21 protein-coding genes and 1 CRISPR repeat array are annotated in these 26949 nt (G+C 70.2%); of the genes, 5 read left to right on the top strand and 16 right to left on the bottom strand.

Features of this window, described 5'->3' with window-relative positions:
• Positions 1-215: 215 nt before the first annotated feature.
• From cas2 to cas6, 8 genes are read right to left on the bottom strand one after another with little or no spacing between them, the layout of a single operon-like run.
• On the bottom strand, positions 216-479 hold the full coding sequence (gene cas2, locus AWX74_RS09685) for a CRISPR-associated endonuclease Cas2 (protein ID WP_091273968.1): 264 nt from the start codon (positions 477-479) through the stop codon (positions 216-218).
• Positions 480-482: 3 nt separating this feature from the next.
• Positions 483-1463, bottom strand: coding sequence for a type I-B CRISPR-associated endonuclease Cas1b (gene cas1b, locus AWX74_RS09680; protein ID WP_091273963.1), 981 nt, complete (start codon positions 1461-1463; stop codon positions 483-485).
• Entirely contained in the window at positions 1460-2017 is a 558-nt protein-coding gene (locus AWX74_RS09675) for a CRISPR-associated protein Cas4 (protein WP_242666155.1), read from the bottom strand. Before AWX74_RS09675 ends, cas1b begins: the two co-directional genes overlap by 4 nt.
• Positions 2014-4584, bottom strand: a complete 2571-nt coding sequence (locus tag AWX74_RS09670; RefSeq protein WP_091273961.1) for a CRISPR-associated helicase/endonuclease Cas3 — start codon at positions 4582-4584, stop codon at positions 2014-2016. The genes AWX74_RS09675 and AWX74_RS09670 overlap by 4 nt, the downstream gene beginning before the upstream one ends.
• Positions 4584-5330 (bottom strand): CRISPR-associated protein Cas5, encoded by a 747-nt coding sequence (gene cas5 / locus AWX74_RS09665; RefSeq protein ID WP_091273957.1) that lies wholly within the window; start codon positions 5328-5330, stop codon positions 4584-4586. Before cas5 ends, AWX74_RS09670 begins: the two co-directional genes overlap by 1 nt.
• On the bottom strand, positions 5327-6385 hold the full coding sequence (gene cas7i, locus AWX74_RS09660) for a type I-B CRISPR-associated protein Cas7/Cst2/DevR (RefSeq protein ID WP_091273955.1): 1059 nt from the start codon (positions 6383-6385) through the stop codon (positions 5327-5329). Before cas7i ends, cas5 begins: the two co-directional genes overlap by 4 nt.
• A complete protein-coding gene (locus AWX74_RS09655) occupies positions 6385-7884 on the bottom strand; it encodes a hypothetical protein (protein ID WP_242666154.1) in 1500 nt (499 codons plus the stop codon). The genes cas7i and AWX74_RS09655 overlap by 1 nt, the downstream gene beginning before the upstream one ends.
• Entirely contained in the window at positions 7881-8540 is a 660-nt protein-coding gene (cas6, locus tag AWX74_RS09650; RefSeq protein ID WP_242666153.1) for a CRISPR-associated endoribonuclease Cas6, read from the bottom strand. Before cas6 ends, AWX74_RS09655 begins: the two co-directional genes overlap by 4 nt.
• Positions 8541-9198: 658 nt before the next feature.
• Between cas6 and AWX74_RS09645 the strand changes: the two genes are divergently transcribed.
• Complete coding sequence (locus AWX74_RS09645; protein WP_091273951.1) at positions 9199-10422, top strand: IS110 family RNA-guided transposase; 1224 nt, start codon at positions 9199-9201, stop codon at positions 10420-10422.
• 113 nt (positions 10423-10535) lie between these two features.
• Positions 10536-11746: a CRISPR direct-repeat array (repeat unit 30 nt; unit sequence GTCGCTGATCATCCCTGGAGGGATCGCAAC).
• Positions 11747-11826: 80 nt separating this feature from the next.
• On the opposite strand, the gene AWX74_RS09640 is transcribed toward AWX74_RS09645, so the two are convergent.
• The 4 genes from AWX74_RS09640 to AWX74_RS09625 all read right to left on the bottom strand — a co-directional run bounded on the left by AWX74_RS09640 (position 11827) and on the right by AWX74_RS09625 (position 15799).
• Positions 11827-12270, bottom strand: coding sequence for a Clp protease N-terminal domain-containing protein (locus tag AWX74_RS09640; RefSeq protein ID WP_091273944.1), 444 nt, complete (start codon positions 12268-12270; stop codon positions 11827-11829).
• A gap of 170 nt (positions 12271-12440) precedes the next feature.
• A complete protein-coding gene (locus AWX74_RS09635) occupies positions 12441-12836 on the bottom strand; it encodes an NUDIX domain-containing protein (RefSeq protein ID WP_091273941.1) in 396 nt (131 codons plus the stop codon).
• Between the two features lie 48 nt (positions 12837-12884).
• A complete protein-coding gene (locus tag AWX74_RS09630; RefSeq protein WP_091273939.1) occupies positions 12885-13514 on the bottom strand; it encodes a pyridoxamine 5'-phosphate oxidase family protein in 630 nt (209 codons plus the stop codon).
• 116 nt (positions 13515-13630) lie between these two features.
• Positions 13631-15799 (bottom strand): PKD domain-containing protein, encoded by a 2169-nt coding sequence (locus AWX74_RS09625; RefSeq protein ID WP_091273937.1) that lies wholly within the window; start codon positions 15797-15799, stop codon positions 13631-13633.
• 180 nt (positions 15800-15979) lie between these two features.
• Between AWX74_RS09625 and AWX74_RS09620 the strand changes: the two genes are divergently transcribed.
• The gene (locus AWX74_RS09620; protein ID WP_054565407.1) at positions 15980-16642 is read left to right on the top strand and encodes a TetR/AcrR family transcriptional regulator; all 663 of its coding nucleotides are present in this window, start codon (positions 15980-15982) and stop codon (positions 16640-16642) included.
• Between the two features lie 92 nt (positions 16643-16734).
• Here the strand turns inward: AWX74_RS09620 and ddaH are convergent, their stop codons facing one another.
• Both ddaH and AWX74_RS09610 read right to left on the bottom strand, forming a co-directional pair.
• Positions 16735-17550 (bottom strand): dimethylargininase, encoded by an 816-nt coding sequence (gene ddaH / locus AWX74_RS09615; RefSeq protein WP_091273935.1) that lies wholly within the window; start codon positions 17548-17550, stop codon positions 16735-16737.
• A 691-nt stretch (positions 17551-18241) separates the two neighbouring features.
• Positions 18242-18691 (bottom strand): YdeI/OmpD-associated family protein, encoded by a 450-nt coding sequence (locus AWX74_RS09610; RefSeq protein ID WP_091273932.1) that lies wholly within the window; start codon positions 18689-18691, stop codon positions 18242-18244.
• 232 nt (positions 18692-18923) lie between these two features.
• On the opposite strand from AWX74_RS09610, the gene AWX74_RS09605 reads away from it, so the two are divergent.
• On the top strand, positions 18924-20282 hold the full coding sequence (locus AWX74_RS09605; RefSeq protein WP_114476375.1) for an MFS transporter: 1359 nt from the start codon (positions 18924-18926) through the stop codon (positions 20280-20282).
• A 98-nt stretch (positions 20283-20380) separates the two neighbouring features.
• Positions 20381-21568, top strand: coding sequence for a M14 family metallopeptidase (locus tag AWX74_RS09600; protein WP_091273928.1), 1188 nt, complete (start codon positions 20381-20383; stop codon positions 21566-21568).
• A gap of 10 nt (positions 21569-21578) precedes the next feature.
• Here AWX74_RS09600 and AWX74_RS09595 read toward each other — a convergent pair whose 3' ends face one another.
• Together AWX74_RS09595 and AWX74_RS09590 are read right to left on the bottom strand one after the other, a co-directional pair.
• A complete protein-coding gene (locus tag AWX74_RS09595) occupies positions 21579-25157 on the bottom strand; it encodes a DEAD/DEAH box helicase (RefSeq protein WP_091273926.1) in 3579 nt (1192 codons plus the stop codon).
• Positions 25158-25286: 129 nt separating this feature from the next.
• Positions 25287-25706 carry a DUF4279 domain-containing protein gene (locus AWX74_RS09590; protein ID WP_165615548.1) on the bottom strand — a complete coding sequence of 140 codons (420 nt, stop codon included), beginning with the start codon at positions 25704-25706 and terminating at the stop codon, positions 25287-25289.
• 331 nt (positions 25707-26037) lie between these two features.
• Here AWX74_RS09590 and AWX74_RS09585 point away from each other — a divergent pair, with 331 nt between their 5' ends.
• Positions 26038-26931, top strand: coding sequence for an SAM-dependent methyltransferase (locus AWX74_RS09585; protein WP_091273921.1), 894 nt, complete (start codon positions 26038-26040; stop codon positions 26929-26931).
• Positions 26932-26949 lie beyond the last annotated feature (18 nt).

Genomic DNA, 26949 nt, shown 5'->3' with positions numbered 1-26949 from the left:
CGCGGTCGTTGCGATCCCTCCAGGGATGATCAGCGACGCGACCCAGTCCAGCGGCGGGCGGGTCGCACGTCCTTGTTGCGATCCCTCCAGGGATGATCAGCGACCCCAAGATGAACATGCAGGTCGGGATGCCTGTTGGCGGTGGTTGTGGGGGCGAAAGTGCGGCGGTCCGGCGGTAGTGTAACAGCGCAGGTCAGGGCCATGATCGGGAGTGGCTACAGGATGGAGTCCTGGTTGCCCATCTCCTGGCCGAGCCATTCGGTGTCGACGAGCTGCGGCGAGCGTGTGCGGTAGATGCGGATGCTGTCGTAGCCCATGTCGAGCTCGGTTCGCAGTGTTGTGGTGAGGGCTCGGTACTGGGCGGCGGAAAGCTCGCCTTCGAAGACGCTCCGTTGCACCCAGTGCAGATACTTCCGGCAGGTCCGCAGGACGAGTGGGTTCCGCTCGGCCGCGGTGTCGTAGACGAGGACGACGAACATGGTCTACCACCACGGCCGGAACGGCTTGTAGGGCTTGTCCTCGAGGCAGAGGCGAACGATTTTCAGTGCTTCCAGGTGAATCAGCTCCTCGTAGGAGACCTTCCGGCGCAGCGTGCGGTGGTACACGGTCGCCGCGAACTCCTCCCGAATCATCGCAGCCACCTTCTTTCGGCCGTCCTTGCTGAGGGAGGCGCTGCCGACATCGGCTTCGAAATCGGACTGCCGCAGCGTCTTCTGAGCGGCTGCCCGGCGCAGGAGCCGCTCGGCGAATATCGGTTTGAAGGGTTCGGCAAGGTCGAGGGCGAGGGTGTTGCGGCGCCGGTCCGTGTCGGCGTGGAGGAAGCCGAGCGCGGGGTGCAGCGGGGTGGTGCGCAGGGCGGTCAGCACCCGCGCGTAGATGATGCTGTTGATGTAGCTGATGAAGGCGTTGCCCGTGTTCGCGGGTGGGCGGCGTGAACGGCCGTCGAGTCGCAGCCAGGCGGGCAGGGTGACGTCGAGTGCGGCCCATGCGGTGCGGCGGAAGTTGCCTTCCGCACCCATGATCTTCTCGCTGCTGTCGGCTTCGGGTAGCTGGCCGGCGAGGGTGTCGAGCGCGGGGCCCAGCAGATCGGTGTCCAGAGCCCATCGGACGTTCGCCGCGGTGGCCTCGACCAGGGCACGGGCGACCGTGAGGCGGTGCTCCGGCTCGGCGGTGAGCGCGACCTGCCGGCGCAGGACGTGTGCGGACGAGGTGTCCTCGGCGCCGGCGACCATCCCGGCGTAGTTGCCGTAGTGGTCAAGAACGTGCAGGGTCACGCCATGCCGGCTGAGCAGGCTGACGGCTGCGGTGTTGATGTCGACGTTGTCGAAGGCGACGAGATCTCGGATGTCGGTGATGGGAATGCGTACCGGCGTGGCGTCGGCGCGTTCTATGGAGACGCTGTTGTCCTCGCGGCGGATCCGACAAGGTTCGGTGAGCCAGTAGGTACGGCCGGCGGCTGTCATGTCTGTTCCCAGCAGTAGTCGAGATAGGAGCAGCCGCGGCACCGCGGGCGTTCGAGCCGCGGCGGAGCGTCCTGTGCCTGGATCACCTCGGTGGCCTGACTTTCGGTCACGAGTGCCAGGGCGCGTGCCTGGTCATCCCAGGAGATGTCTACGGTGCGCCGGGTCAGCGGGTAGTGAATCGTTCCGCCGCGAACACTGACCCCGCGGCGTTCGAGCAGCAGGCAGTAATGACGAACCTGGGCCTCGTGGGCCGGTGACGGAGCCCGTGAGGATTTCGTCTCGTGGACGACGGCGCCGGTGGTGACCCAGTCGATTTTCGCCTCGCCGAGATCGATGTCGCGGCGGCGGGTGTATGTCGTCTCGTCGACGATCTCGCCGAAGGCGACGAGGTCGCTGTGCGCCTCGGGGCGGTAGCCACGCATGTAGAGCCAGAGCTGGCGGGGGCAGTGCAGGAGGTATTTGATGTGGACGCCTCCGACCCCGTCGTCGCGGTCGCGGTCCGCTGCCGTTCCAGCGCCTGCTTCTTTTCCTGGTTCTGTTTCTGGTCGAATCACAGGATGGTGTCGACTCCTCGGTCTTCGCGCTGTCGGCGTCCAGCTCCGGAATGGTCTGGGTCGGTGTCGCCGAGGTCGAGGCCGCTCACCGGGTCGTAGGGCGCGTCCACGATGGTGACCCGCAGCGAGCGGTCAAGGGCTGCGAGGCCGTCCCGACGCAGGCGTGCGAGCTGCCCGTATCGCAACGGGATGAGTAGTTCCTCGGCGAGCAGCAGGTCACCGTGTTCGGTGTCGGCGAGGGCCCGGTACTCGTCCACGTCGTCGCGGTGCAGGACCTGGACCGTGTCGAAGCTTTCGTCGAGACGTCCGGCGAATTCGGTGCGGTCGTCGAACGGCTGCTCGAAGGTCAGGAAGGACTCGGTGAACTCGTCGCGGGCCGCGCGTGCGGTGGCCGCCCACCGTTCGCCCCACGGCGTGGCGTACACGTGCTGCAGCCAGCTGTCGATGGTCTGCTCCGAGATCGCCGCCGTTGCGGTCCCGGCGGCAACCTCAGCATCGGCGGCGACCTCAGCCTCAGCATCGGTGGTAGCCGCGGTGGCGGTGGCTCGCATCGCGGCCCAGGCGGCGTCCAGGGCCTCGGGCTCGTAGGGCAGCGGTGATTCGCAGCGATGGACCCGGAACTCCACCGGGCCGTCGGGATGACGTCCGCGGCGGTTGACCCGGCCGGCCCGTTGCGCGACCGCCTCGACGGGCGCGAGCTCACTGGCGCCGCGGTCGAAGTCCAGGCACAACGAGACCTCCAGAACCTGGGTGGACACGACGAGGCCACCACGGCGGCGAGCAGGCTCACCGGCCGACCGCTCGGGATGACGTGCTGCGATGCGCCGCTCGATCCGGGCCCGGTCGCGGCCCCTGAAACGGGAGTGCAGCAGGACGGCGGCGTCCGGGTCGTCGGGCCAGGCCTCGTGGGCGGCGGAGAGAAGTGCTTCGAACAGCCGCCGGGCGACGCGCACCCTGTTGGCCACCAGCAACACGCTGTGGCCCTCGGACATCCACCGGGCGACCGTCAGCAGGCTGTCGGCCGCAGTGATCGGTTCCTCGGTGAGGGCCAGCCGGTGGCGATCCGGCGCGGTGCCTGCCGGCGCACGCACCACGTGGACCAGCCCGCCCGGCTTGCCCATCCCGCCCGGCTCGCCACCGAGGCTGTCCGTGACCAGGTCGATCATGGGCTGCGCGAGGGTGGCTGACAGCACCGCGATCCGACTGCCGAGCCTGGTCCACAGGCTGATCGCCGCGCAGATCCGTCCGAAGAGCTCCGGCGCGTAGGCATGCAGCTCGTCGAGCACGAACAGGGCGTTGGCCTGCTCGATCAGCACGGACGAATATCGAGGCCCGGCGATCGCCGCCTGCAGCAGCTGGTGTGGGGTGGCGACGCGGACCCGCTGGGCGGACAGCCGCATCGCCTGCGCCCGGGCGCGTGCCTTGCGGACGCTGCCGGCGCCCGGTGGGCAGTCGTCCTCGGCGGCGCGGGCCAGCAGAGTGCTGGCCGCGGTCGAGTGCAGCACCCCGATATCCGGGCTGGCCTGGGCGGGGGACGGGTCGAGATCCCGGGCGAACCGGTCGACCACGGCGTCGATCGAGGCCCGGTACGGCAGTACCCACACCAGTCTGGGTTCGCCGGGCATTCCCGCGAGCTGTGCCGAGGCCCAGGCCAGGCCGCCCTCGGTCTTGCCGCTCCCGGTCGGCGCAACCATGATCAGGTGCCCGTCGGTCGCGGCGGCGGACATCTGATGCGGGTACGGGCGGGCGAGCCGGCCCAGGAAGCCCCGCGGCAGTGGCATATGCCGCTGCAGCTCCACATGGGCGGACCCGGAATGGTCCGCCAGTGTCACCGCGCCCTGCAGCAGTACGGCGAGCAGCCCCCGCTCCGCCGGGACGGTTCCGATCCACGCGTCCCGGGTGGCGAGGAAGAGCTCCCGGGCGTGCTCCCACAGCCGGCGATCGTCCGGGGCCGCCGGCCCGCCACCGCCCAGCTCGGCCGCGAACCAGGCGAGGAGAGCACGATGTCGGACGGCAGTCACCTGCCCCCGTTCGCCTGGTGGTGCGGAGGGGTCGTAGCCGAAACGCCGGTCCCAGGCGCCGTCAGGCGGGTAGCTGGCTGCGAGGCCGGCGCCGCGCCCGCCGCTGATGGTCAGGGCACGGTGATGGAAGGCGACGCCGGTCGCGGTCATCAACCTGTCGCGCGCATCCTCATCGCCGGTCCCGTCGGCTCCGCCGACGAGCAGGTTCACATAGGCCAGCGACAGCACCTCGTGCCGCTCGCCCCACACGGTTCCGCGGGGCCGCACCTGCCGCTGGAAGCCTTCGGCGATCTTGCCCGCGTCGTGCAGCAGCGCGGCCTGCTCCACCCACCGCCAGAAGCGAGGCTCGGACGCGATCGGGCCGGCGGGGCCGATCCGTTCGGCGATGCGCCGGGCGGCGTCGCGCACCGCGGCGGAGTGCTCGGTGAGCAGCTCGGCCCGGCCCGTCGCGGACCGCCCCGCGGACTTCGCGAGCAGACCGGCCAGCTCCGAACCGGTGAGTTCTACGCCCGCCTGTTTCGGGCCGGGCGGGCCCGCGGAGTCCATCAGAGATCACCAGCGGCGTCGAAAAGCCATACCGCCTGTTCGTCGTCCCGGTAGGCGGATCCGCTCACCCGCTCGAGCCCGCCGGGCTCCCGGCACCACAGGTAGGAGCCATAGCTGGTGCGCAGCCGATCGGAGCTCACGGTCTCGGCGAGCCGCAGGGTGACGGCCTGCCTCGCACAGTGCCCGTCGGGCGGCGCGAGGGCGTGACCGACCCGCGCGACGCCGTCCATCGGCGCGACGCCCTCAGCCGGGTTACCGGCGGTGCCGGCGGGATGCAGCTCCGTCCAGCACGGAACCCCGTCCAGGTGGACGACATCCTGGGAACGCCCCAGGCGTAGGCCCCAGACCGGGCGGCGCAGCGCGGGTTCGAGGCGACGGCCGTCGGCCTCCGGAATCCACAGTGTCAGCCGGACGTCGGTGAGGAACGGCCGCTCCCGGACGGTGGCTCCGCCTTTGACGGTCCGAACCCGACCAGCTATCGCAGGGTTCGAGCCGTCCGCCGCGATCGGATGGTAGGTCTCCAGATCGACACCGTGCCCGGACGAACTGGCGGCCATCCCGAACACCGCCAGCTCCCGGGTGTTGCCCGACGCGGCGGCCAGCATCCCGCGCACCGTCGACGGCGGCGGGACGGGCAGGCAACGGGTCACTCTCGGGAACATCGGGTCGCGGAACGACGCGACCGGCGCGTACAGCTCGACGCGAAGTGCCTGGACGGACCGTCCGCCCGCGGTGCCGGTGCTCATCGGGTGGGGTCGTCGAACCAGCCGTCGTGGCGCCCGTCGCGCACCCGCCGCGCGAGATCGAGCAGGATGGTCCGCGGGTGCCCGAGAAGCACCGAACCGTCGGCGATCTCGTCCGCCATGTCCTCCTCGAACTGCTTGCGCAGGTCGTCACGGAAACCGGGGCGCCACCCGATCAGCACCGGCGGCTCCCACTCGCCCTCCCACGCGGCGAGCTCCGCCCGCAGCACGTCCCCGCTGACCCGCAGACCCGAGCCGTCGCTCTCACCGCTGATCGCGAAGCCCAGCGGGTTCACCCCGCCGCTCATCGGCACGAGGGCGAGGACGGCGGCGCCGCGGTCGCCGTAGTGCAGTGCCTTCTTGGCTCCGCCGGCGAGCTCGGCCAAGGCGTCGAGCAGGATCGCGACCCGCTCCCTGCGGTCCGCCAGTGGCAGCCGCACGGCGCCGACACCACGGAACATTCCCGCGGTGGCACCGGCCTGCACCGCCTCGGCCATGCGCAGGGCGTCCTGTTCGGTGAGGTAGTTCGGCCGGCCGGCGCCACCGTCACCGGGCAGGGTGAACGTCCCGATCCGCGGGACGTCGAGCAGGAACGGTGCGGCCAGATCGGCGCTGTAGAACTCGTGCGCGTGCAGAACCGGCTCGGCGACCCCGCGCGACATGACGCCGAAATCCTCGGTCAGCCACACCTTCTCGACCGACATCAGGGTGCCGACCATCAGCGGGGAATCCCGCACGGTGGTGGGGGAGTCCTCCTTCGCGCCCGCCTTCATGTAGCCGAAGATGTCGTCGTCGGCGTACCGGATCGGGTCCGCGGCGGTGGTGGCCTTCTGCGCCTTGTTCTGCGCCTTGCCGACCCTTACCGTCGGCGACGGGACCGTGCCCGAGGCGACCATGGTTTCCCGGATCCACCGGCGGAACGCCTGCGCCGAGACGTACGGGTACGTCCCGCCCCGAATCCGGGTCTTCTTGACCCGCCCGACGGTCGCCTCGCCGCGGCCGTTGTTCGGCGCGCCGGCCTCGACCGGAATCACGATCTTCCCAGCCAGGAAAGCCATCAGACGTACTCCTCCTCGTTCTGGTCGGTCCCGTCCAGCTCGACGTCGACACCGATCAGCGGTGCGTCGCCGCCCGCCTCGTTCTCGTTCTCGTTATCGGAGTTCTCGAAGCTCTCGGGGTTCTCGCCGCCGGCCTTCTTCGCACCGATCTCCACACCGCGTGCCACCAGCTCGGCGACCACCTCGAAGAACAGCTGCCCGCGGAGCCTGGTGCCCTCTCCACCCGCGGCCAGCAGGCCCTTCGTCACCCGGGTGACGTCCGGCGGGTTCCGGCCGTCGAGGTACAGCCGCGCGGATGCCTCCATCATCAGCACCTGCAGGCCGAAACCGCGGCCCGCGACCTTCCGGTACTCGTTGAAACGGCCGCGCGGATTCCTCTCGGCGGATATCCAGTCGGCCAGCAGCGTGGTGGCCGGCGCCAGCAGGTTCCGATCCATGCCGTACATCTCCCTCAGATACAGCGCGTGCAGCGCCCGCCAGTCCCGAAGATTCTGCGCGCTCACTTCTTCCAGGTCGCCGAGCTGGCGGACCAGCTCGCGGCACAGCTGGTCCGGTGGCCGGTCGGCGGTTTCGAACAGGGCCCGGGCGACGACATCCCGCCCATGCCGGACGACGACGCCTTTCTTGTCCTTCTGATGGCAGGCGCGCTGCAGGGAACGCCATCCCCGGTACGCCGCCGGATCCGTAGGCAGCGCACGCAGGAAACCCACCACGGCGACCCGGGTCTCGCTCACCCGCAGCCACGGGTCCTGATTGTCGTTCTTGAAGGTCCACAACGTGACCGACGAAGGCCGGTCGTACTGGGCGTGATCTCGCAACGCCCACAGGGTGACCGCCTCCGGTGAGGCGTCCGAAGGCAGCGATGAGAATCCGGCCGCCCGGATCCGGGCCGTCCGCCTGCATCCCGCGGCGACGAACGCACGTTCCACCGTACTCTCCGGGCACGACAACACCGTGGCTGATCCGGCCGTGACCCCGGCGCCGTACGGCATCGCCCACAACGAGATTCGGCACGGCCGGCAGACGGGCCATCCGGCTGTTTCCGGCGGCAAGGTGTTCAGCGCCTTGGGAGAATCGAACAGCGGCAGCATCATCTTCGACCACAGTGTTCCCGCCGCCGCTCCGCAGAAGCAGCAGGGGCGGACTGGAGCGTCGGCGTCGGGGTGGAAGAACCGGGCCACCGCCGGGGCGAGTACGCCCCGATCCCGCGACCGCTTGGCGTGGGTCGGCTCGGAGTTGGGAAACAGCGCGAACAGGACCTTCCACCAGTCGTACGCCGCCGCGTCCTTGGCCGCGAGGGCGGCTCGGACCACGTCAGCAGTGATCTGGTCGGCGACGGCGGCGAGATCGTCGGTCGTGATCTCGGCTGGATCCTCTCGCCCGGCGAGGATCGTCACCGCCCAGGCCCCGGCCCGTTGGAACGGGTGCGGAGCCAACCGCAGCAACGGCGGCGACTCGTCCGGGGGTGCCGCTGACCGCGTTCGCGCGATGGTGATCACCGGATCCACCCGAATCCCTGGTTCGTGTTGAGGCCGAGCCCCCAGTCGTACAGAGCGTCGAGAAGAGCGGGCGCCGCCCGGACCCTCGTCCGAACAAGGCACCCGTGCCGAGGCGTGTTCTGCGACAGGAACTTGCGTGGCCTGCCTGCCGAGAGAACCTCGATGTCGACCTGGTTCGGGAGCTCCAGCAGATCGGCCTTGTGACGCAGGTTGTGTTCCAGCATCCCGATGAATTCGGGATCGCCGGGAAATATATAGCGGCTGCTGTGACGCACCAGGACCGGGGTGGACGTATCGAAGACTGCCTCGCCGGCGGAGTGGTCGGGGGGCGGCACCAGCTGAATACCGTGTACGTCGAGCTCGACGCTGCCCCATTGCAACTGGCGCTGGCCGGCCAGGCCTGCGAGTATCGCCGCAGCGATCCGTGGCACCGGCGAACCAAACCAGAGCGAGCCATCCCCCGACGCACGGTAGACGTTGTGGCCGCGACTTGTCCCGCGGAAACTCGGCGGGGACAACCCCAGTGGGCGCAGGCTGCTGCCCGCATAACCCTGATCGTGAAGCTCGGTGGCGAGATCCGAGTCCTTTCGGTTGATCAGATGATAGGCAACCGCCCTGGCCGGGCCGAACACGTCCCGCCAGGGAATGGTGGGCACGCTGGCACCCACATCAACTCTGAACCGCATGCATACCCCCCGGTAGCGTGGCGCCCATCGGTCATGACGAGCATCCTGCCGGACGAACAATACCCATCGCCCATACCTGACGGACAACGCCCCACCCCCGCCAGTACGAACGCCGCCGCCGGCACCACCACGCTCTCCGGGCGGACGCGGCGCTATACAGGGTTCCCGCCATCCGGTAATTCCCATGCCGGCGGAACAGCTACGATCGGCTGGCGGACGCGTGCCGGACGACCTGGGTAATCCGATGGAGGTGAGCGCTTGTTGCCATCGGAGCGCGGTTTGTCTGAGCGGGCGAGCTGGGCGCGTCGGCCGGAGCCGCGGTGCCCGCCCCGAGGTCGGAGCGAGCCCCGACATCGACGAACGCGACATGCATCTTGCTCAAGCTTCTAATGGGACGTACCGGGTCGCTCTAGGGCAGGCTCGGTGCCGGTAGCCGCTGGCAGGTGAGCACTCAGCGCTTCTGGACCGAAGTCGAGTCCTAAGGTCAGACCGTGCCCCTGCCGGTGGTCGGGAGAGCTGACTGCTGATGGGATGTCGTGGCCGTCGAGCTGGCGTGACCACTTGACCATTAGGGCGTGGTGGATCTCCCGTGGCTGCCGGAAATGCTGCCGGTGCGGAGGAGGCCTGAGTGCTGTTCGTCGGGGACGACTGGGCGGAGGACCACCATGATGTGGAGGTGCAGGACGACGCCGGCCGGCGGCTGACGAAGGCCAGGGTGCCGGAGGGCGCGGCGGGCATCGCCCGGCTGCACGCCATGGTCGGACAGCATCTGCCCGAGGACGCCGACCCTGGGCAGGTTGTGGTCGGGATCGAGACGGACCGTGGTCCGTGGGTATCCGCGCTGGTCGCCGCCGGCTACCGAGTGATCGCGGTGAACCCGCTGCAGGCCGCTCGTTACCGGGAGCGGTACTCGACGTCCGGGGCCAAAAGCGACGCCGGTGACGCGCACGCCCTGGCGGACATGGTCCGTACCGACCGCCACCAGCTGCGCCAGGTCGCCGGGGACAGCGACCTGGCCGACGCGGTGAAGCTCGTCGCCCGGGCTCATCAGAGCCTGGTCTGGGACCGGACCCGGCAGGTCCAGCGGTTGCGTTCCGCGCTGCTGGAGTCGTTCCCGGCTGCCCTCGTCGCGTTCGACGACCTCGACGCCCCCGACACGCTGGAACTTCTCGCGAAGGCGCCCTCTGCGGCCGAGGCCGCCCGGCTGACCGTCGCGCAGATCAGCGCCGTGTTGAAGCGGGCCCGCCGGCGGAAGATCCCCGAGAGAGCGGCCGCGATCCGGGCCGCGCTGCGGGCCGAGCAGCTGCCCGTAGGCCCGGCCTCGACGCTGGCCTACGCCGTGGTCGTGCGCGCCCAGGCTGGGCTGCTGACCGCGCTCAACGCTGAGGTCGCCCGCCTCGAGGAGCAGGTCGAAGCCCATTTTGGCGAGCACCCGGACGCTGAGGTCCTGCTGTCCCAGCCCGGCCTGGGCACGGTCCTCGCTGCCCGGGTGCTCGCCGAGTTCGGGGACGACCCGAAGCGCTACACCGACGCCAAGGCCCGCCGCGACTACGCCGGCACCAGCCCGATCACCCGCGCCTCAGGCCGCAAGACCGTGGTCATGGCCCGCTACGCCCGCAACAACCGGCTTGCCGATGCCCTGCACCAGCAGGCCTTCTGCGCCCTGAACGCCTCGCCCGGCGCCCGCGCCTACTACGACGCCATCCGCGGCCGCGGCAAGTCCCACCACGCCGCCCTCCGCCAGCTCGGTAACCGCCTGGTCGGCATCCTGCATGGCTGCCTCAAGACCCGCACCCCCTACGACGAGGCAACCGCCTGGCCGCGGAACGTCACACTCACACCCGCCGCTTGACATCCAAAAGCATGGGATGTCTGACCTGCGATGATGCATCACCGGCGGATCGCCGCAAATCCCGTCGCGCCAAGGCCCGCCGCAACCACGCTGACCTGCTTGTTTACCCTGGGGTCGCTGATCATCCCTGGAGGGATCGCAACGGTCGAGCTGAACGGCGAGGATTTTCTCGGCGACGCGTCGCTGATCATCCCTGGAGGGATCGCAACCTGTCCGGCGCCGGCGCGGGCGCCCTGCTGGCCATGTCGCTGATCATCCCTGGAGGGATCGCAACGTAGTTTGGATACCACGGGTGACGAGAAGTGGCAGGTCGCTGATCATCCCTGGAGGGATCGCAACTCGAGCCCTACCTCGACAGCCTCCACCGGTTCGTGTCGCTGATCATCCCTGGAGGGATCGCAACCCTTCCCACAGGATCACCGCAGGCGCGGGCTCGCCCGTCGCTGATCATCCCTGGAGGGATCGCAACCGGTGACGTTGATCTCGCCTTCCCACAGGATCACCGCGTCGCTGATCATCCCTGGAGGGATCGCAACGCCCGGCGACCCGCTGCGGCGCCGTCGTGGTAGCCGGTCGCTGATCATCCCTGGAGGGATCGCAACACTGGACCGACGTGGGCCAGCCGATCGGGGAGCGCAGTCGCTGATCATCCCTGGAGGGATCGCAACGGCCGACGTGCCCACGGATGACATGGACGTCCAAGTCGCTGATCATCCCTGGAGGGATCGCAACGCTACACCGGCGGCGACGACACCCGCGTCGCCCCGTTGTCGCTGATCATCCCTGGAGGGATCGCAACGCTTCCGGTTGGGCTTCCGCGACGTGCTCGTCGGGTCGCTGATCATCCCTGGAGGGATCGCAACCTCAGGCGAGACCGTCTGATGCCGCGGACACACGGGTCGCTGATCATCCCTGGAGGGATCGCAACGTCAGGTTGCGGCTCTTGAGGCTCGTGCCGGAGCGGTCGCTGATCATCCCTGGAGGGATCGCAACTCCGGTGCTTGCGCCCACGTGGCCATCAGGCGCACAGGTCGCTGATCATCCCTGGAGGGATCGCAACGAGTCGGCACCGGGGGGAGGGAGTGCCTTGCCGCGGGTCGCTGATCATCCCTGGAGGGATCGCAACGGTGATGCCGGCGGTGGTCAGCGCCAGTACCTGGCGTCGCTGATCATCCCTGGAGGGATCGCAACGGGTCCAGCGGGCCGGCGCGGTGCCCGTGCCGCTGCGTCGCTGATCATTCCTTGAGGGATCGCAACCGCCGCAGGCGCCCCGCCAGCCCGGCCGCCGCTTCCAGTCGCTGATCATCCCTGGAGGGACTGCAGCAGGTAGCCGGATACCTCGTGCTCGCTGGGGCCGAAACCGCTGATTTGGTGGTGTCCGGCGGGTCGCTCTCGCCGCTGAGATCAGGCCGGGGTCTGTGAGAGGGCTTCCTCGACCTGGCTCCGTATCTGCGACGGGTCGACGCCGAGTTGGGTGAGCAGCTGGTGCCCGCCGCGGACGTCCTCGCCGAACAGCGCGAGCAGCAGATGTTCCGCGTCGATGCGTTCATGTCGACGGGCGGTCATCTCCTGAAGCGATCGACCCAGGACGTTCTTCGTGCGTGGGGTGAAAGGCAGATGAGGCCCCGGCGTGCCCTCGTCCGTGCTGCCGAGTTCCCGGGCGAGGCGGCGGGCGTTGTCGACCGTCAAGCCAACGGAGCGCAGCAACGTGCCTGCCCGCCCCGAGTCCTCATGGAGCAGGGCGAGCAGGAGATGCTCCGTCCGGATAGCGCCGTGACCGAGCTGGAGCGCCTCCTCCTGGGAGATCTCGATGACGCGGCGGGCGCACTGGGTGAACCGGGCAGGCATTGATGCTCACGTTCCCCTCGACGACACGAACTGCAGCCATCGGACTGCATTGACCGGACTGGACTGCATTGACCGGATCACGCAGCCGGGGAAACGGCTGTGACGGGCCATCAGTTCCCGCGGGCACGGATTGTCGCTGGGGGAATGCGGCGTTGGTCGTTCCCGCGCGGTCAGAGCAGGTCCGGGAGAACCTGTGTGAAGAACGGATGATCGCCGCGGAAGGTGGGTTCCAGATCGAGGAACTCGGCCGGGGTCACCCAGCGGGCGGCGCTTACCTCGTCCGGGTCCAGCAGGAGGTCGCCGGTCTCGGCGGGCGCCGTCCACCAGTGGAGCCGGAAGGTGCCGTCGTCGGTGTCGCACTCCCAGACCTTGGCGCTGGGGGTCACGGTGAGCCCGACCTCTTCTTTGACCTCCCGGACCAGGGCCTCCTCCTGGCTTTCACCGGGTTCGATACGCCCGCTCGGCGGCGCCCAGTAGCCGGATCGCTCCGTCCGCGGCCCCCGCTCGATGACGAGGACCCGCCCGGCTCTGGTCAGCACGGCCACCACTGCCTGTCTTTGCGCCACGGCTTTGATGCTGCCAGAGCGTTCGGCGGGTTGGCCCCCCGAACCAGGTCAGCGCAGCGAGGGGGCCAGGCCGGAGGGTGTGGGCAGGTCGCAGGCCGGTTCCGCGGAACCGGCGGTGAGGCGGACCGGGATCACGCCGGCCCAGTAGCCCGAGTCGAGGTCGGCCTCGTCGTCGTTCGGTGGCCCGGTGCGGGCCTTGAGCGCGACGTCCGTCGACTCGGCGTCCAGGTCGAGGGCGAGCACGGCGGTCGCCGCCAGCTCCTTCGAGGTGGGCGGGCGGCACTGCGTCGAGCGATCTATGCCAACCCGGTCGACGAGTGCGGCCAAGGCCCGTCCCTTCGCCGCGGAGTCGAGAACGTACTCGGCGTTCCCGTGGATGATGACGGAACGGTAGTTGAGCGAATGGTGGAAGGCCGACCTCGCGAGGACGAGGCCGTCGAGCAGCGAGACCGTCACGCACACAGGCAGCGGTTCCGGCCGCGCCGCGGTGAGCAGGCGGGCCGCGGTCGAACCGTGGACGTACAGCGTCTCGCCGATCCGCGCGTGGAGGGTGGGCAGCACGTGCGGTCGGCCCTCGGCGGCGAAGCCGACGTGGCAGGTCAGCGCCTCGTCGAGCACGGCGTGCACAGCGGCGCGGTCCGTGGTCACCCGTTGGACGGCCCGTGAGGGTGTCAGCATGGGGGGAATTCTGTCCCGCCATCCAGGCCTGTGACGACTGCTTTTCCTGCCGGCCGCACCGACGCCGCTGTGCTGCGACGTCGGTGCGGCGCTGAACCTGCCTCGGTGGTCCTGGGCTATTTGACGACGACCCGGGCGCGGGCGATGTTCTGGACGAGTGTGTAGGGCGCCTCCGCGTCGCCGTTGCGTTCGGAGGTCACCCGCACGACCGCAAAATACGTCCCGGGCCTGGTGAAGGTGTGCGTGGTCGACGTCTGGACGGAACTATCAGGCTTGTCGATTTCGGACTTGTTTGGGTACCTGCCTGTGCCGTCGAAGTCCCATTCGACACTGACGATTCTGCCGCTGCCGGGTGGTGCCTGGGCGGAGACGGCGAGCGTGACGGCCTCGTCCGGCTTCGCGTCGGCGCGCACCGCTGCCGGCCGGACGTCCCGGGTGCCGACCTTGCTGATGGTCAGGTTGACGGCGGGCTGTACTCCCTTCCGCTGCTCGGCGGTGGATGCGAGGTTCACCTGCGAGTCGCTGCCGACGGTGTACGAGCTGCTGGCGGGCGGTGCGGTTCCCTGGGTGACCCAGGCGTCCAGGTCGAGCAGGGCCTGCTGGGCCTCGCCGCCGTAGCTGACGACGTGCGTCTCGGCGGCGTCGTCGCGCGGTGAGCTGTGCACCGCGTTGTCCATGTACCACAGGCGGTAGCTGTCGTTCAGCTCTGAACCGAGGGTGGTCTGTGCCTGGGTGCGGTACCAGTCCGCGGGCCAGGGGAACGCCTCGACGTCCAGCAGTGAGGCGAGCATGATCATTTTTCCGTGGAACTTTCCGGTCGGGACGGCTCCGCTCGCCGCCTGGGCGAAGGTCGGCCCGGCGAGGACCGGCCGCTGCGGGTACAGCGGCGCGCCGTCCGCGCCGCGGAACTGGTTCCAGCCGTACATGTCCGCCGAGGGGACCTGATAGCGCTGGTAGTACTGCAGCGCGAGCAGCCACGAGTTGTCGAGGCGCACGTGGTCGCCGGGGCGGATCGTGCCGATCGCGGCAGTCGTGGCGGCGTCCGCATCCTTGCGGAAGGTGACCTCGGTGCCTTTCGAGCCCGCGGCGATGACGGACTTGCCGGCCGCGGCGCCGCTGGTGACGACGATGTCCGCGCCGGTCAGGTCGCCGGCCGGCACCCCGGACAGCCGCAGCCCCGTCGGCGGGCTCCCGACCAGCTCCGTCACCTCGGCGTCGTACTGGATGCGGGCGGCGGCGGCCGAGGACGCCGGATCGGTGCCCGCGTAGCCGGGCTTGCTCCAGAAGTCGTCGACGTAGGTCGGGTCGAGGATGCGGACGCCACCGGCCACCGCGTAGAAGGCGCCGCCGTCCATCTCGGCGTAGTCCCACCAGCCGCGCGGGGAGAACCCGAGGCGGGTGGCCTCCCTGAGCACCGCCTGCTGTTCGGTGTTCAGCCCGGCGTAGGGATCGCCGCTGCCGCCGGGCTCCATCGCGTCCACGATCTGGGGGAACTTGTCACGAAGCACCCGCAGCGCGAGCAGCTGCGTGGTCATGCTGCTCGGAATCGCGTTCGGGGTGCCGGGGACGATGGGCACGCCGCCGTCCCACACGCCTTCGGTGTTCTCCAGGGCGCCGATGGTCTGGTAGGCGCCGCCGCTGGCCCCGTAGATGTAGCCGCGGGGCTTGGCGGAGTCGGCGTACACCTGGGCGGCGACGGTGCGCGAGAGGTTCGCCGCGGCCGCGTTCGCGCGGTAGCCGCCCAGCTCGCCGGCCTTCGGCAGGCCGCCGGCGTTGTTGGTGCGGACCAGGTAGGCGCCGTTCGAGAGGGCGAAGGCGATCGTGGCCGGCCCGGCGTCGTCGGTGGTCAGGGTCGGGTAGGTGTACTGGAAGAACCGCCCCGCATACCGGTCCGGGAAGTAGAAGGCGAACGTCGCCTCGGTCCCGCTGAAGCCTCCGTGCACGTAGCGGAAGTCGACCTTGACCTTGGTCTCCGGGTCGGTGACCGTGCGGCGTTCGTCCTTGTCGACGTAGGGCTGGTTCAGCTTCGGGTCGACGCAGGAGCCGGTGACCACGGGTGTCCCGTCATCCCTGGTCCGGCACGGCTGGCCGGGCAGCGGCGTCGAGATCTGTAAGGGACGCCCGACGTTGCTCTTCCACGACGCGGTCGCGGCCGGTGTGCCGTTGGTGTCGGCGTCGGGTTTTCCGTCCGATGTGCAGGCGGCTGTGAGCAGGCCCGCGGCGAGCGCGCCCGCGACGAGCCGGATCGCCCGGCCGCGAGGCGTGGGCTTTCTGAATGACCTCATCACAGGCTTCCTTCGTCTCCTCGCCACTGATCGTCGATCATGATCGTCATGAAAACTGAGCGAACCATAAAGATGTGTTCACAACAAGCGGAAGTTAAGGTATAAAACAGACTTTTCGGGCATGAGTTGGCCCTGGGACCTTCATGTCAGATCAGAGTCCGGATGGGCGATGCTCGGTACATGGCATCGACGGCCAGCCGCTCGCGCGGCCGCTACGCCCGGACGGCCGGGCGCCGACGAGAGATCGCTCAGACGGTCCTCGATCTCGTCATGGAGAAAGGTCACGCGCAGGTGACGATCGCCGAGGTCGCCAGGCGGGTCGCGACCAGCGAGGCCACCGTCCTCTACCACTACCCGAGCAAAGATCATCTGCTCGTGGCCGCGCTGGAGCGGGACGACGAGCTGGCGGTGGATCGGGCCGAGCGCGACGGTGTGCCGCCCAGCGCCGGCCTGCCCGGCCTTGACCTGGACGCCCTCGGTGCGTACGCGGGTGGCGAGGGCGTCCGCGAGGCGGTTATGCGGCTGCGTGTCGTTCTCGCCGGTCAGGCCGCGATCCCCGGCCACCCCGCCGAGGAGTACGTCGCCCAGCACCACCGAGCCGCGGTCGAGACCTACGCCCGGCTGGTCGCCGATCGCCAACGTGACGGGAAGGCGCATCCGAGCCTGGACCCGGTCGAGGTCGCACGGCAGTTCATCGCCCTGTGGGGCGGCCTGCAGGCCCAGTGGCTCGTAGCCCGTGACTTCGATCTCGGGGCGACCCTGGTCAGCGCCTTTCGCCGGCTCTCCGGCCAGAACTGGATGGAGGCGACCCGCGCCGTGCTGGAGCCGCCGAGCGGCATCTGAACGACGCGGCGGCCGGGCTGGGTCGGATCACGGCTGGGCCGGATCACGGCTGGGCCGGATCAGGGCTGGGTCGGATCAAGGGCTGGGTCGGATCAGGCGGCGCCGCGCAGCTCCAGGGTGCAGCATTTCGGGCCGCCCCCGGCCTTCTGCAGCTCGGACATGTCCACGCCGATCGGTTCGAAGCCGCGTTCGCGCAGCTGCGCGATCACCCCGGTGGCGCCGTGGGGGAGCACGACGTGACGACCGTCCGAGACGGCGTTGAGGCCGAACGCCTCGGCGTCGTCGGCGGAGGCGGTGATGGCGTCCGGGTAGAGCTCCTGCAGCCGGCGGACGCTGTCGGCACTGAAGGCCTGCGGGCTGTACATGATCAGGTCGTCGTCGAGGACGGCGAGGGCGGTGTCCAGGTGGTAGTAGCGCGGGTCGGTCAGCGTGAGGGTGACCGTCGGCAGGCCGAGGAACTCCTGGATCTCCGTGTGGGCTTCGGGGGTCGTCCGGAAGCCGGAGCCGGCGAGGATGCGGGCCCCGGCGGTCAGGCAGTCGCCCTCGCCCTCGTTCGTCCACTGTGCCTGGCGGACCACGCTGAACCCGTGGTCGGTGAACCAGCCGCGGAACACGTCGGATTCGGGGCGCCGCTGCGGATGGCGGAACCGCGCGACGAGGACCCGCCCGTCGACGACGGTCGCACCGTTGGCGGAGAACACCATGTCGGGCAGGCCGGGGCGGGGTTCGAGGACGTCCACCCGGTGCCCGAGCTCGAGATACAGGTCGCGCAGCGCGGACCACTGCTCGAGCGCGACCTTGGGGTAGGTCGGCAGCTCCGGGTGCATCCAGGGGTTGATCGAGTACTCGACGTCGAAGTACGTCGGCTCGACCATGAGGTAGTGGCGGCTGGTGGCGGTCCGCTGCATAGGCCCTCCGAGTGCCTCGGGTGCGCGTGTCCCTGTCCCTGTCCATTCTTACGGGCATGGCACGTGCTCCCTGGTGCGAACCACCGCGAGTCGGGTGACGGGTCGCATTTCGCGCCCCGGTCGGCGCGCTCGCGCTCGCGCCGCGCTCGCGCTCGCGCCGCGCTCGCCGACGCGGGCGCGGGTCTCCCTGGGCGCAGGCGGGGGAGAAGTGACACCAGCGTCTGAAACGGGGCCTGAGCGCCGACGGGGCCGGCTCGCCGGGAGCGCGGTCACCGCCACGGATCGCTCTACCGGCGTCCGTCACCCCGTCCCGCCGGTGCCGGGTCTGATCCGTGTCCGATCGGCGCTGCGCCTGGTGGGCGCCGACGGTGCGGGGCGAGGGCGCCGCGCGGTTGCCCTCGTGGGTTTCCTGGCCTCTGCCAGGCCTTTCAGGACGTCGACCGGCTATCGGGGCGGTAGTTCGCTGCCTGCTTCGCCGCGGGGGGCGCACAGCGGTGGCGGCGACTAAAGGCGTCCTTGTGGTCTCTTGTCTTCAGGGCCTTGCGGGACCCGTACCTGCGGCGGAGTCAACGGGCCTTCTGTGGAAGGCCACAATGAGCCCTGTAGGACCGTGAACGCGACAGCCGAACCTGCCGCGAAAACCAGCCATCGGTGTCAGATTTCCAGAGGGGCCCGGGGCCGCGCCCGGGCGTCATCCGGGGGAGTCGACGGGCGCCCGGCGGTGGCGCCAAAGGACCGGCGCGGCGGCCCCGACGGCGGTGAAGGCGGATGTCCAGGCGAGGTGGCGCAGGTCCACCCAGGTGAACCGATCCGAGAGCAGCTTCGCCAGCAGCAGCTCGACGGCGCCGACCGCGAGGGTGGCGATCATCCACCACAGGACCGCCGCACCGATCTCGCGGGAGACGCTGCGTTCCCGGGCTGGCTGCACCGATCGGATGAGAACGCCGCGGGCGGCGTATTCCGCTGTCCGGCGGGCCCGCCGCCGGCGTACGGGCCGTCCGTGCCCACCGGCCACCCACTGGATGTAGGTCTGGCGCAGCTCGTCGCTCTGCTGTGACCACTGTTCCCGGGCGCCGGGGGCGCGCCGCAGCGCGTCGGCAAGCTCGACCGGGAGCTCTGGGCCCGCTTCGTCTCCAGCCATCCGGGCATTGTCGTGGTGTTCGGGTGTCCCGGATGGCTGAATGCGTGAAGGACCGCATACCGGACGTACGTGGGCATCGCGCCTGACACGAACAGTCTGGAAGTCTGTTCCGTAGATACGGTGGAAGAGCTACAGTTGATCCGCAAACAAGGATCATAGGCTTCCGTGTTGCCGTGTCTGCGGCTCCATCAGGTGGGAGTGGAGGGTCGACACCATCACGACCGCCCAGACCGTGTCGGGCAGGCAGCGGCGATCGCCGGCCGAGAAGGCTGTTCTCGGCCTGCTGATCGGGTGCGTCCTGTTCGCGTCCTCCGCGTTCGGGGTCCTGCTGCTCATCGGGCCCTTCGTGAAATCGCTCGGCGAAAGCGAGGCGACCTACGGGGCACTCTGCGCCGCGGCGGCCCCGACAACCGCGATCGCGCTGCTGCTGTTGCTGCGGCACCCGCGCAAGGTCGCACCTCACCGGCTGCTGGCCGTGGCCTGTGTGCTGTACGCGGCCGCCGCGCTGCTCGCCGCCGCCACCGACTCGGTCGGCGCGTGGCTCGTGGTGGCCTGTGTCGTGCTCGGCACGGCCTGGTCGGTGACCTACACGGCCGCACCGATGATCGCCTCCGATCTGGCGACGGACGCCGACCGAGCCACCCTCATCGGCTACGCGACGGGGACGATCCAGGTCGGTTTCGGGATCGGGCCGGTGCTCGGCAACGCGCTGCGCCGGGCCGGGCTGTCCTACCAGGAGGTCTTCGTCGCCGGGGCCGGGCTTGCCGTGGCCGCGGCCTGCCTGGTGGTTCCGCTGGCGATCTTCCTGGGGCGCCTTCGCGCCGGCGCCTCTCCCGCCGAGGCCGCGGTTCGCGATGCTGCGGCTGATGCCCCGGCCCCGGCCCCGGCCCCGGCCCCGGCCCCGACCTCGACCTCGACCTCGACCTCGACCCCGGCCCCGGCCCCGGCGTCGGCCCCTGCGGCCTCGCGCAGTGTGCTCCGGTCGCCCAGCATCGTGCCGCTGGCGATGGTCCTGCTGTGCGCCTGCGTCTTCACGACGATGAACAGCTTCCAGACGACCTTCGCCGACAGCCGCGACCTCGACTTCGACATCTTCTACGTGACGTACACGATCGCGGTGATCGCCGTCCGGCTGGGGCTGTCGCGCTTCCTGCCGGACAGCGCCTCGGACCGGGTGGTGGCCGTGACGACGATCGGCATGATCGGGTCGGTCACCGCGTTCGTCTTCGTCGGTTCGAGTCCGGTGCTCTACTGTGTAGCCTCTCTCGCGCTGGGCTGCACCTACGGCCTGGGCCTGCCGGCCTTCCAGGCACGGGCGGTGAACCTCGCCGGCCCCGCCGAACGGGCCCGGATGCTGCCGATGGCGGGCCTGCTGTTCGAGGTGGCGATCCTGGTCTTCCCGCTGGTCGCCGGCGCCGTCGTCGGTGCGAGCGGCTACCGCGGACTGTTCGCGCTGCTCATCGGCATCACGGCAGCCGTCACCGCGCTCGGCCAGATCCGCGGCCGCCGCCCAGAACCCGTGGCGGCGCCGCCGCCGCAGTCCGTCCCGGCTGCCGCGATGGCGGATGGCGGTTCCGCGGAACCGGCCTGAACACCGCGGTTCCGCGCAACCGCCCGGAACCGGACCCGGAACCCGGACCCGGACCCGAACCCGCACGAGCTGCGCTCCGCGATCGTCTGGAGGGCTGGATGTACTTCTCCACCACCTACGCCGAGGCCCGCGGCCGTCTGCTCGCCGCCGCGGCCGACCGGGGCGGGCGGATCACGTCGCTGCGCAACGACACGGCGAGGGGGGTCGGCGGCGAGGAGCTGTTCACCGACGTAGTCCAGCTCGGCCCGCTCCCCGGCCCCGGCCCCGGCCCCGGCCCCGGCCTCGGCAGCGGCCCCGGCCCCGGTGGCGGTGGCGCGGCGCTGGTGCTGGTCAGCGGCACGCACGGGACGGAGGGCTTCGCCGGCTCCGCCTGCCAGCTCCGGTTCCTCACCGAGTTCGACCCGGCCACCGCCCTCGGGATGTCGGTCGTGCTGGTGCATGCGCTGAACCCGTTCGGCTTCTCCCACCGGCGCCGGGTCAACGAGGACAACATCGACATCAACCGGAACTTCGTCGATCATGACCGGCGCCCGGTGAACGAGGGGTACGCGGCGCTGCACCGGTGGCTGCTGCCGGCCGACTGGGAGGGCCCCGCACACGCCGCCGCCGACGAGCAGATCTTCGCGCACCTCGCCGCGGCGGGGGAGCGTGCCACCCAGCTCGCGATCACCGCCGGTCAGTACCACCACCCCGACGGCCTGTTCTACGGCGGCGCCGAGCCCTGCTGGTCGAACACGACCTGGCGCTCGATCATCCGTGAGCATCTGACGGGCTACGACCGGATCGCCTACATCGACCTGCACACCGGCCTGGGCGCGCGCGGCGCCGCGGAACCGATCTTCCGCGGCGGCGAGGACGCGGGCGCGTTCGACCGGGCCCGAGCCTGGTACGGCCCGGCGCTTACGGACTCCGACGACGGGACGTCCAGCTCGACGCGCATCGGCGGGAACTCCGCGCGGGCACTGATGGACGAGCTGCCCGACACCGAGCTGACCGCGATCACCCTGGAGTTCGGCACCCAGGACGCGATCACGGTGCTGCGGGCGCTGCAGGCCGACAACTGGCTCTGGCTGCACCGCGCCGCGGCGGGCCGCGAGACGGCCAAGGAGGCCGGCGAGGCCGGCGAGGTGCCCGAGGAACAGGCCGCGCGCATCGCCGGGCTCGTCCGCGCGGCGTTCGACCCTCCGGACGAGGCCTGGCGCACCGAGATCCTCGACCGCGGCCTGGCCGTGATCGCCGCAGCCGTGACCGGCCTGACCGGCATGCCCGGCCTGACCGCGAGCTAGGCGCCGGAGGTCAGGAAAGCAGCTGGCGGATGTCGTCGGCGTCCAGGGCCGTGTCGACGAACTCACCACTGTCCATAACGCCGGAGAACAGCTCGGCCTTGCGTGCCTTCAGGGCCATTACCTTCTCCTCGATGGTGTCCCTGGCGACGAGCCGGTACACCATGACATTGCGGGACTGGCCGATGCGGTGTGTACGGTCCACCGCCTGCGCCTCGGTCGCCGGGTTCCACCAGGGGTCGAGCAGGAAGCAGTAGTCCGCCTCGGTCAGGTTCAGTCCGGATCCGCCGGCCTTGAGACTGATGAGGAAGACCGGCGCGGAACCTTCCTTGAACCGTCGCAGGACCTCGGGGCGGTCGCGGGTCGAGCCGTCGAGATAGCAGTGTTCGATGCCGGCGGCGGTGAGTGTTTCCCGGACCCGGCCGAGGAACCGGGTGAACTGGCTGAAGACGAGGGCCCGGTGCCCGCCGTCGGCGACGTCCCGCAGCTGCTCGAGCAGGACGTCGATCTTCGCGCTGGGCGTGTCGTCGTGCTCGTCGTCGACGAGGCCGGCGTGCAGGCTGAGCTGCCGCAGCGCCGTGAGCGACCGCAGGATGGTGAACCGGTTGCGGTTCAGATCGCCGATGAGGCCCAGGATCTTCTGCCGTTCACGCTGCAGGTGGGTCTGGTAGATCCGCCGGTGCCGTGTGTGCAGCTCGACCTCCAGGATCTGCTCCTGTTTGGCGGGAAGCTCCGGCGCGACCTGTTCCTTGGTGCGCCGCAGCATCAGCGGCCGGATCCGGCGCCGCAGCTGCGCCAGGCGCTCGGCGTCACCCTGCTTCTCGATCCGGCGGGCGTAGTAGGCGTCGAACCGGCCGCGGTTCGGGAAAAGCCCCGGAGCGGTGATCGACAGCAGTGACCACAGCTCCATCACGTTGTTCTCCAGCGGCGTTCCGGTGACCGCCAGCTTGAACGGCGCGGGCAGCAGCCGGGCACACTGGTACGCCTTCGACTGGTGGTTCTTGACGGTCTGCGCCTCGTCGAGAACCAGGCCGGCCCAGGAGACGGCGGAATACGCCTCGTTGTCGAGGCGGAAAAGCGTGTAGGACGTCACGACCACATCGGCGCCCGCGATGATCTCGGGGAGGGATCCGCCGCGGCGGCGCAGTGTGTCGGTGATGGCGGCCACCCGCAGCGACGGCGCGAACCGGGCGGCCTCCGCGGCCCAGTTCGCCACCACGCTCGTCGGCGCGACGATGAGGAACGGCGGCTGCCCCGGGTCGGTCTCGCGGGCGTGGCAGATCAGCGCCAGTGACTGCACCGTCTTGCCGAGCCCCATGTCGTCGGCGAGGATGCCGCCGAGCTGGCATCCCCACAGGAAGGTCAGCCAGCGGAACCCGTCCGCCTGGTAGGGCCGCAGCGTGGCCTGGAGGGTGTCCGGCGGCTCCTTGGCGCCGGCGGCGTCGAGGGCCAGCAGGCCCGACACCTGGCGGCGCCACGCCTCCGCCTGGCGTACGACCACGCCGATGCCGGTGAGCTCCTCCCACAGCCCGGCCTGGAAGCGGCTGATGCGCAGCTCCCCGTCCGAGCCGGAGCCGGCGCCCGGGGCGTCCCGCAGCGCCTTCGCCTCCTCGACCAGGGTGCGCAGCGCCCGCAGGTCCGGCCGGTCCAGGCTGAGGTAGGCCCCGTCGTCGAGCAGCAGGTAGGACTCCTGCCGGCTCAGTGCCGCCAGCAGCGCCGCGAACGGGATCTCGCGCCCGGCCAGTGTGACGGCGACACCGAGATCGAACCAGTCCGTCTCACCCGGGACGTCGTCCGTCGACACCTCGATCCGCAGCAACTCCCCGGCCTCGCGGTAGTCCGCGGGACGTCCACCGACCTCGACGGTGAGACCGTCGACCCCGGTCAGCTGCGGGAGCAGCCCGGTGGCGAACCGCATCGTCTCGACACCGGCGAGGCGTACCGGATCGGCCGAGACGTACTCGTCGCCCGGCGACCGGGGCATATAGCCACCGCCGCCTGGCGCCAGCAGCGCGGTGGACCCCGGTGGCAGCCGCAGCCCGGCGAGGATCTCGGCCTCGGCCACCTCGTCACGGAACCCGCCCGCCACCGCGCTGTCGCTGGCCAGCGGCGTGCGCTGCCGGGTGCCGCCGACCGTGTAGGCCCATTCCCAGGCGATCTCGACGGCATGGCTCGGGCCGAAATCCGCCCGCAGCACCAGCTCCGGCGGTGTGATCACCGGCGGCTCGAACGAACCGTCACTGGAGATGATCCGGGCCACCCGGCGCAGCCGCGGGTAGAACTCTTCGACGAATCGCGGCTGCTCAGCGGCCGGAATCCGCAGGACCTCGGTCTCCATCGTCATCTGGATCAGCGCGGCGGAGGCCGGCACGCTCAGCCGGACGAGTCGCAGGTTCCAGTCCTCAGGACGATCCGACGCCGCGATCTCCGCCCCGTCGATACCCACGACGCCGTGATCGCCGATGAACGCGATCGTCGCCACCGCGAACGCCGCATCCGCATCCGCATCGACGTCCCCGCCGAGGTCCGCGTCGACGTCGGTCAGGAACAGCAGGGGAGCGACGGTGAGCTCCGCGGCACCGGCTTCGATATCGCCTTCGCCTTCAGCATCGGCATCGGATGAGGTCACGTCCAGGCACAGCTCCACGGAACCGTACCGTTCGATGTCGCCGAGCCGCCGGTTTCCGTGCACCAGCCGGACCCCGGCCGCGGCGGCCTCGTCGAGCAGCGGCCACAGCCGCGGACTCGTGAAGGCGCCGAGGTCGAGGTATTTCACGTCGCCGTACACGTAGGCGCCGTAACCCGTCTCCTCCTGGCCGGAAAGGTAGACGGCGTACATCTCCCGCAGAATTCGCAGGTGCGCCGGGAGATAGTCGTCGCGCTGAGCGCCGTACGGAGAGTTCAGCCTCGACCAGGGGAGCGCGTTGATCCAGCCGGTCTTCCCCGCCTTCACCAGCCGTGCCCGCACACCCACTGACAGCCCGTCGCCGTGACCGGCCCCGTGACCTGCGCCGCCCCTTCCGCCACTGCGCCGACGGCCCCTCCCGCCACGGCTCGACCGCGCCGCCGGCACTCCGGCGGGCTCGGCGGATAGCGTCAGCTCGATGGCGAGCGGCGTCGTGCCGTGCGGCTCGTTCGTGGCCGACCGCTCGCCGATCAGGGCCGACAGCGACGACGCCCAGTCCCGTGGATCGGTGGCGCCAGCCCGGCGCGCAGGGGCTCCGTTGGCACCGCCCGAACCGGCGCCGCCCGAGTCGGCACGGGCCTCGGCACCGGCATCGCCGGCGCGGGTGGCCGCCGCCAGCACCAGCGCGACGGCGTGCTTGCAGTCGAGGCCGACCGGGCAGGTGCACCGCCCGCCCTCGAACCACCACTGCTCACCGGAGCCGACGCCGGTGAACTGCACGGTGGTCAGGTACCGCTCTGCGTGGCTTCCCGCGACCACACCGGCCAGGGTGTTCCCCGCCGGGCGCCACGACACCTGGAGGACGGCTCCCTCCTGGGCGTACCCAAGCCCACGCCGGTAGGTGGTGTCACCCACAGCGACCCGCAGATGGCCCCGATCGACGTCGCGCAACTCGGCGGGCAGCATGCGTACGACGCTAAACCCGGCCCATCCCGACCCATGCACCCCTACCTGCGGAGACCACGCGGGGGTCGACGCCGGGAGGCCCGCGACGCCCGCGTTGGCCTGGAAGGCAGCCCGCCGCTGGACCTGGCGTCACCGCCCGTATTCGTCGGCCTGGATGTCCGCGCCCATCGTCGCGAGAAGACTGATCTGCTCACGCGTCAGCCACCAGCCCATGGCGCCTTCGCCGCCGTCTCCGTCGTCGAGGTAACGGACCATCATGAGGCCGGCCTGGACGTCGCCGCGGTCAACCAGTTGCCGCACGTTGCCGGCAACCGGCGCGATCCGTCGTAGGATCTCACTCGCCTGTTCGTCGATGCGGCCGTGCTGATCGCACCGAATCTGCCAGCTGTGCTGGACGGGAACCGGGCGTGGGGTTGTCTGCCTGCTACCCCTCACGGATACGCGATCCGGCGTCAGGCCGAGAGCCTCGGTGACCTCCGCGGCCGAAACGACCTCGCTGGAGATCCAGAAATAACAGTACTGCCGCACCCGCCAGGGGACGTCCTTCACGCGGGCAACGTAGTGACCTGGGCACCAGCAGGGCCACAGGATTTCCCGGGGAGCACGCGGGGAGGTCCCCGGTCAGCCCGGAGGGCTATGAGGCCGCCGGCGGGTGTCTCGTCGAGGCAGCGGACGGCCTGTCTCGATGCGGACCACGGGCGGGTGGGTATCGCTGAGGATCCGGACCCGCTCGCCGCGGTGGACGCATTTCCGCAGGTCAAAGGGTCCGTTCGGAGAACGGCACTGTGAGCTTGCCTCGGATCGGTGTTCCGGCCGAACTCCGACAGCCTTTTTCGCGACCCTTCCGAGTTCCCCCAATGGGGTTATGGGAAGGTTTGACATGACTTATGGGCCTGTGCGGGGGCCGGAGACAGGGGGATCTGTGACTGCAAGTGACGAGGGGTGGAACTCCGGCTCAGCTGCGCCGGACTGGGTCCCGGCGGGCGTGGATCTGAGGACTGACGTTCCGCACTCGGCCCGGGTTTACGACTACATCCTGGGCGGCAAGGACAACTTTCCAGCGGACCGTGCCGCTGCCGAAGATATTGTCAAGGACTGGCCGCATCTCCCGGTATCCATGCGGTCGAACCGGAGTTTCATGGCCAGGGTCGCCCGAGTCCTGGCCGAAGAACACGGCTTCCGCCAGTTCCTGGACATCGGAACCGGCCTGCCGACCCCGCCCAACCTGCACGAGGTCGTCCAGGAGGCCGCGCCCGAAGCGCGGATCCTCTACGTCGACAACGACCCCATCGTGCTGGTGCACGCGCGTGCCCTGCTCACCAGCTCGGCGGAAGGGCGGACGTCCTATCTCGATGCGGACTTCGGTGACCCGGCGGCGATTCTGGGCTCCGTGCAGCTTCAGGAGACCATCGACCTCTCCCAGCCGGTGGCGGTCAGCCTGATCGCGATCGTCCACTTCATCGTCGACGACGATGTCGTCCGGTCCCTCATCGAGCAGCTCATGGCGCCGCTGGCGCCCGGGAGCATTCTGGCGCTGTCCACCTGCACGGCCGACAGCGCGCCGGAGGAGGTGCGGGTGGGCGTGGCCGCCTACAACGCCAACGGCATCCCGCTGGTGGCGCGGGACAAGGCCCGGGCGGAAAGCCTGTTCGCCGGCCTTGAGCTCATCGATCCCGGCGTTGTTCTCGTCAACCACTGGCATCCCGACTCCGCGGCGGCCGCCACGGACGACGCGCACGTCCACATGTACGGCGGGATCGCCCGGAAGTCCTGAGGACTCTCGCGCGGGGCT

Origin of the sequence: Parafrankia irregularis (assembly GCF_001536285.1) — a bacterium.
Taxonomy (GTDB): Bacteria; Actinomycetota; Actinomycetes; order Frankiales; family Frankiaceae; genus Parafrankia; species Parafrankia irregularis.
The sequence above is the reverse complement of the archived record's forward strand: the minus strand, read 5'-3'. Positions and strand labels throughout refer to the sequence as shown.

Coding starts and splice junctions, on each gene's coding strand:
- cas2 (WP_091273968.1), bottom strand. CDS start 479: ATGTTCGTCGTCCTCGTCTACGACACCGCGGCCGAGCGGAACCCACTC.
- cas1b (WP_091273963.1), bottom strand. CDS start 1,463: ATGACAGCCGCCGGCCGTACCTACTGGCTCACCGAACCTTGTCGGATC.
- AWX74_RS09670 (WP_091273961.1), bottom strand. CDS start 4,584: ATGGACTCCGCGGGCCCGCCCGGCCCGAAACAGGCGGGCGTAGAACTC.
- cas5 (WP_091273957.1), bottom strand. CDS start 5,330: ATGAGCACCGGCACCGCGGGCGGACGGTCCGTCCAGGCACTTCGCGTC.
- cas7i (WP_091273955.1), bottom strand. CDS start 6,385: ATGGCTTTCCTGGCTGGGAAGATCGTGATTCCGGTCGAGGCCGGCGCG.
- AWX74_RS09640 (WP_091273944.1), bottom strand. CDS start 12,270: ATGCCTGCCCGGTTCACCCAGTGCGCCCGCCGCGTCATCGAGATCTCC.
- AWX74_RS09630 (WP_091273939.1), bottom strand. CDS start 13,514: ATGCTGACACCCTCACGGGCCGTCCAACGGGTGACCACGGACCGCGCC.
- AWX74_RS09625 (WP_091273937.1), bottom strand. CDS start 15,799: ATGAGGTCATTCAGAAAGCCCACGCCTCGCGGCCGGGCGATCCGGCTC.
- AWX74_RS09620 (WP_054565407.1), top strand. CDS start 15,980: ATGGCATCGACGGCCAGCCGCTCGCGCGGCCGCTACGCCCGGACGGCC.
- ddaH (WP_091273935.1), bottom strand. CDS start 17,550: ATGCAGCGGACCGCCACCAGCCGCCACTACCTCATGGTCGAGCCGACG.
- AWX74_RS09610 (WP_091273932.1), bottom strand. CDS start 18,691: ATGGCTGGAGACGAAGCGGGCCCAGAGCTCCCGGTCGAGCTTGCCGAC.
- AWX74_RS09600 (WP_091273928.1), top strand. CDS start 20,381: ATGTACTTCTCCACCACCTACGCCGAGGCCCGCGGCCGTCTGCTCGCC.
- AWX74_RS09595 (WP_091273926.1), bottom strand. CDS start 25,157: ATGCTGCCCGCCGAGTTGCGCGACGTCGATCGGGGCCATCTGCGGGTC.
- AWX74_RS09585 (WP_091273921.1), top strand. CDS start 26,038: ATGACTTATGGGCCTGTGCGGGGGCCGGAGACAGGGGGATCTGTGACT.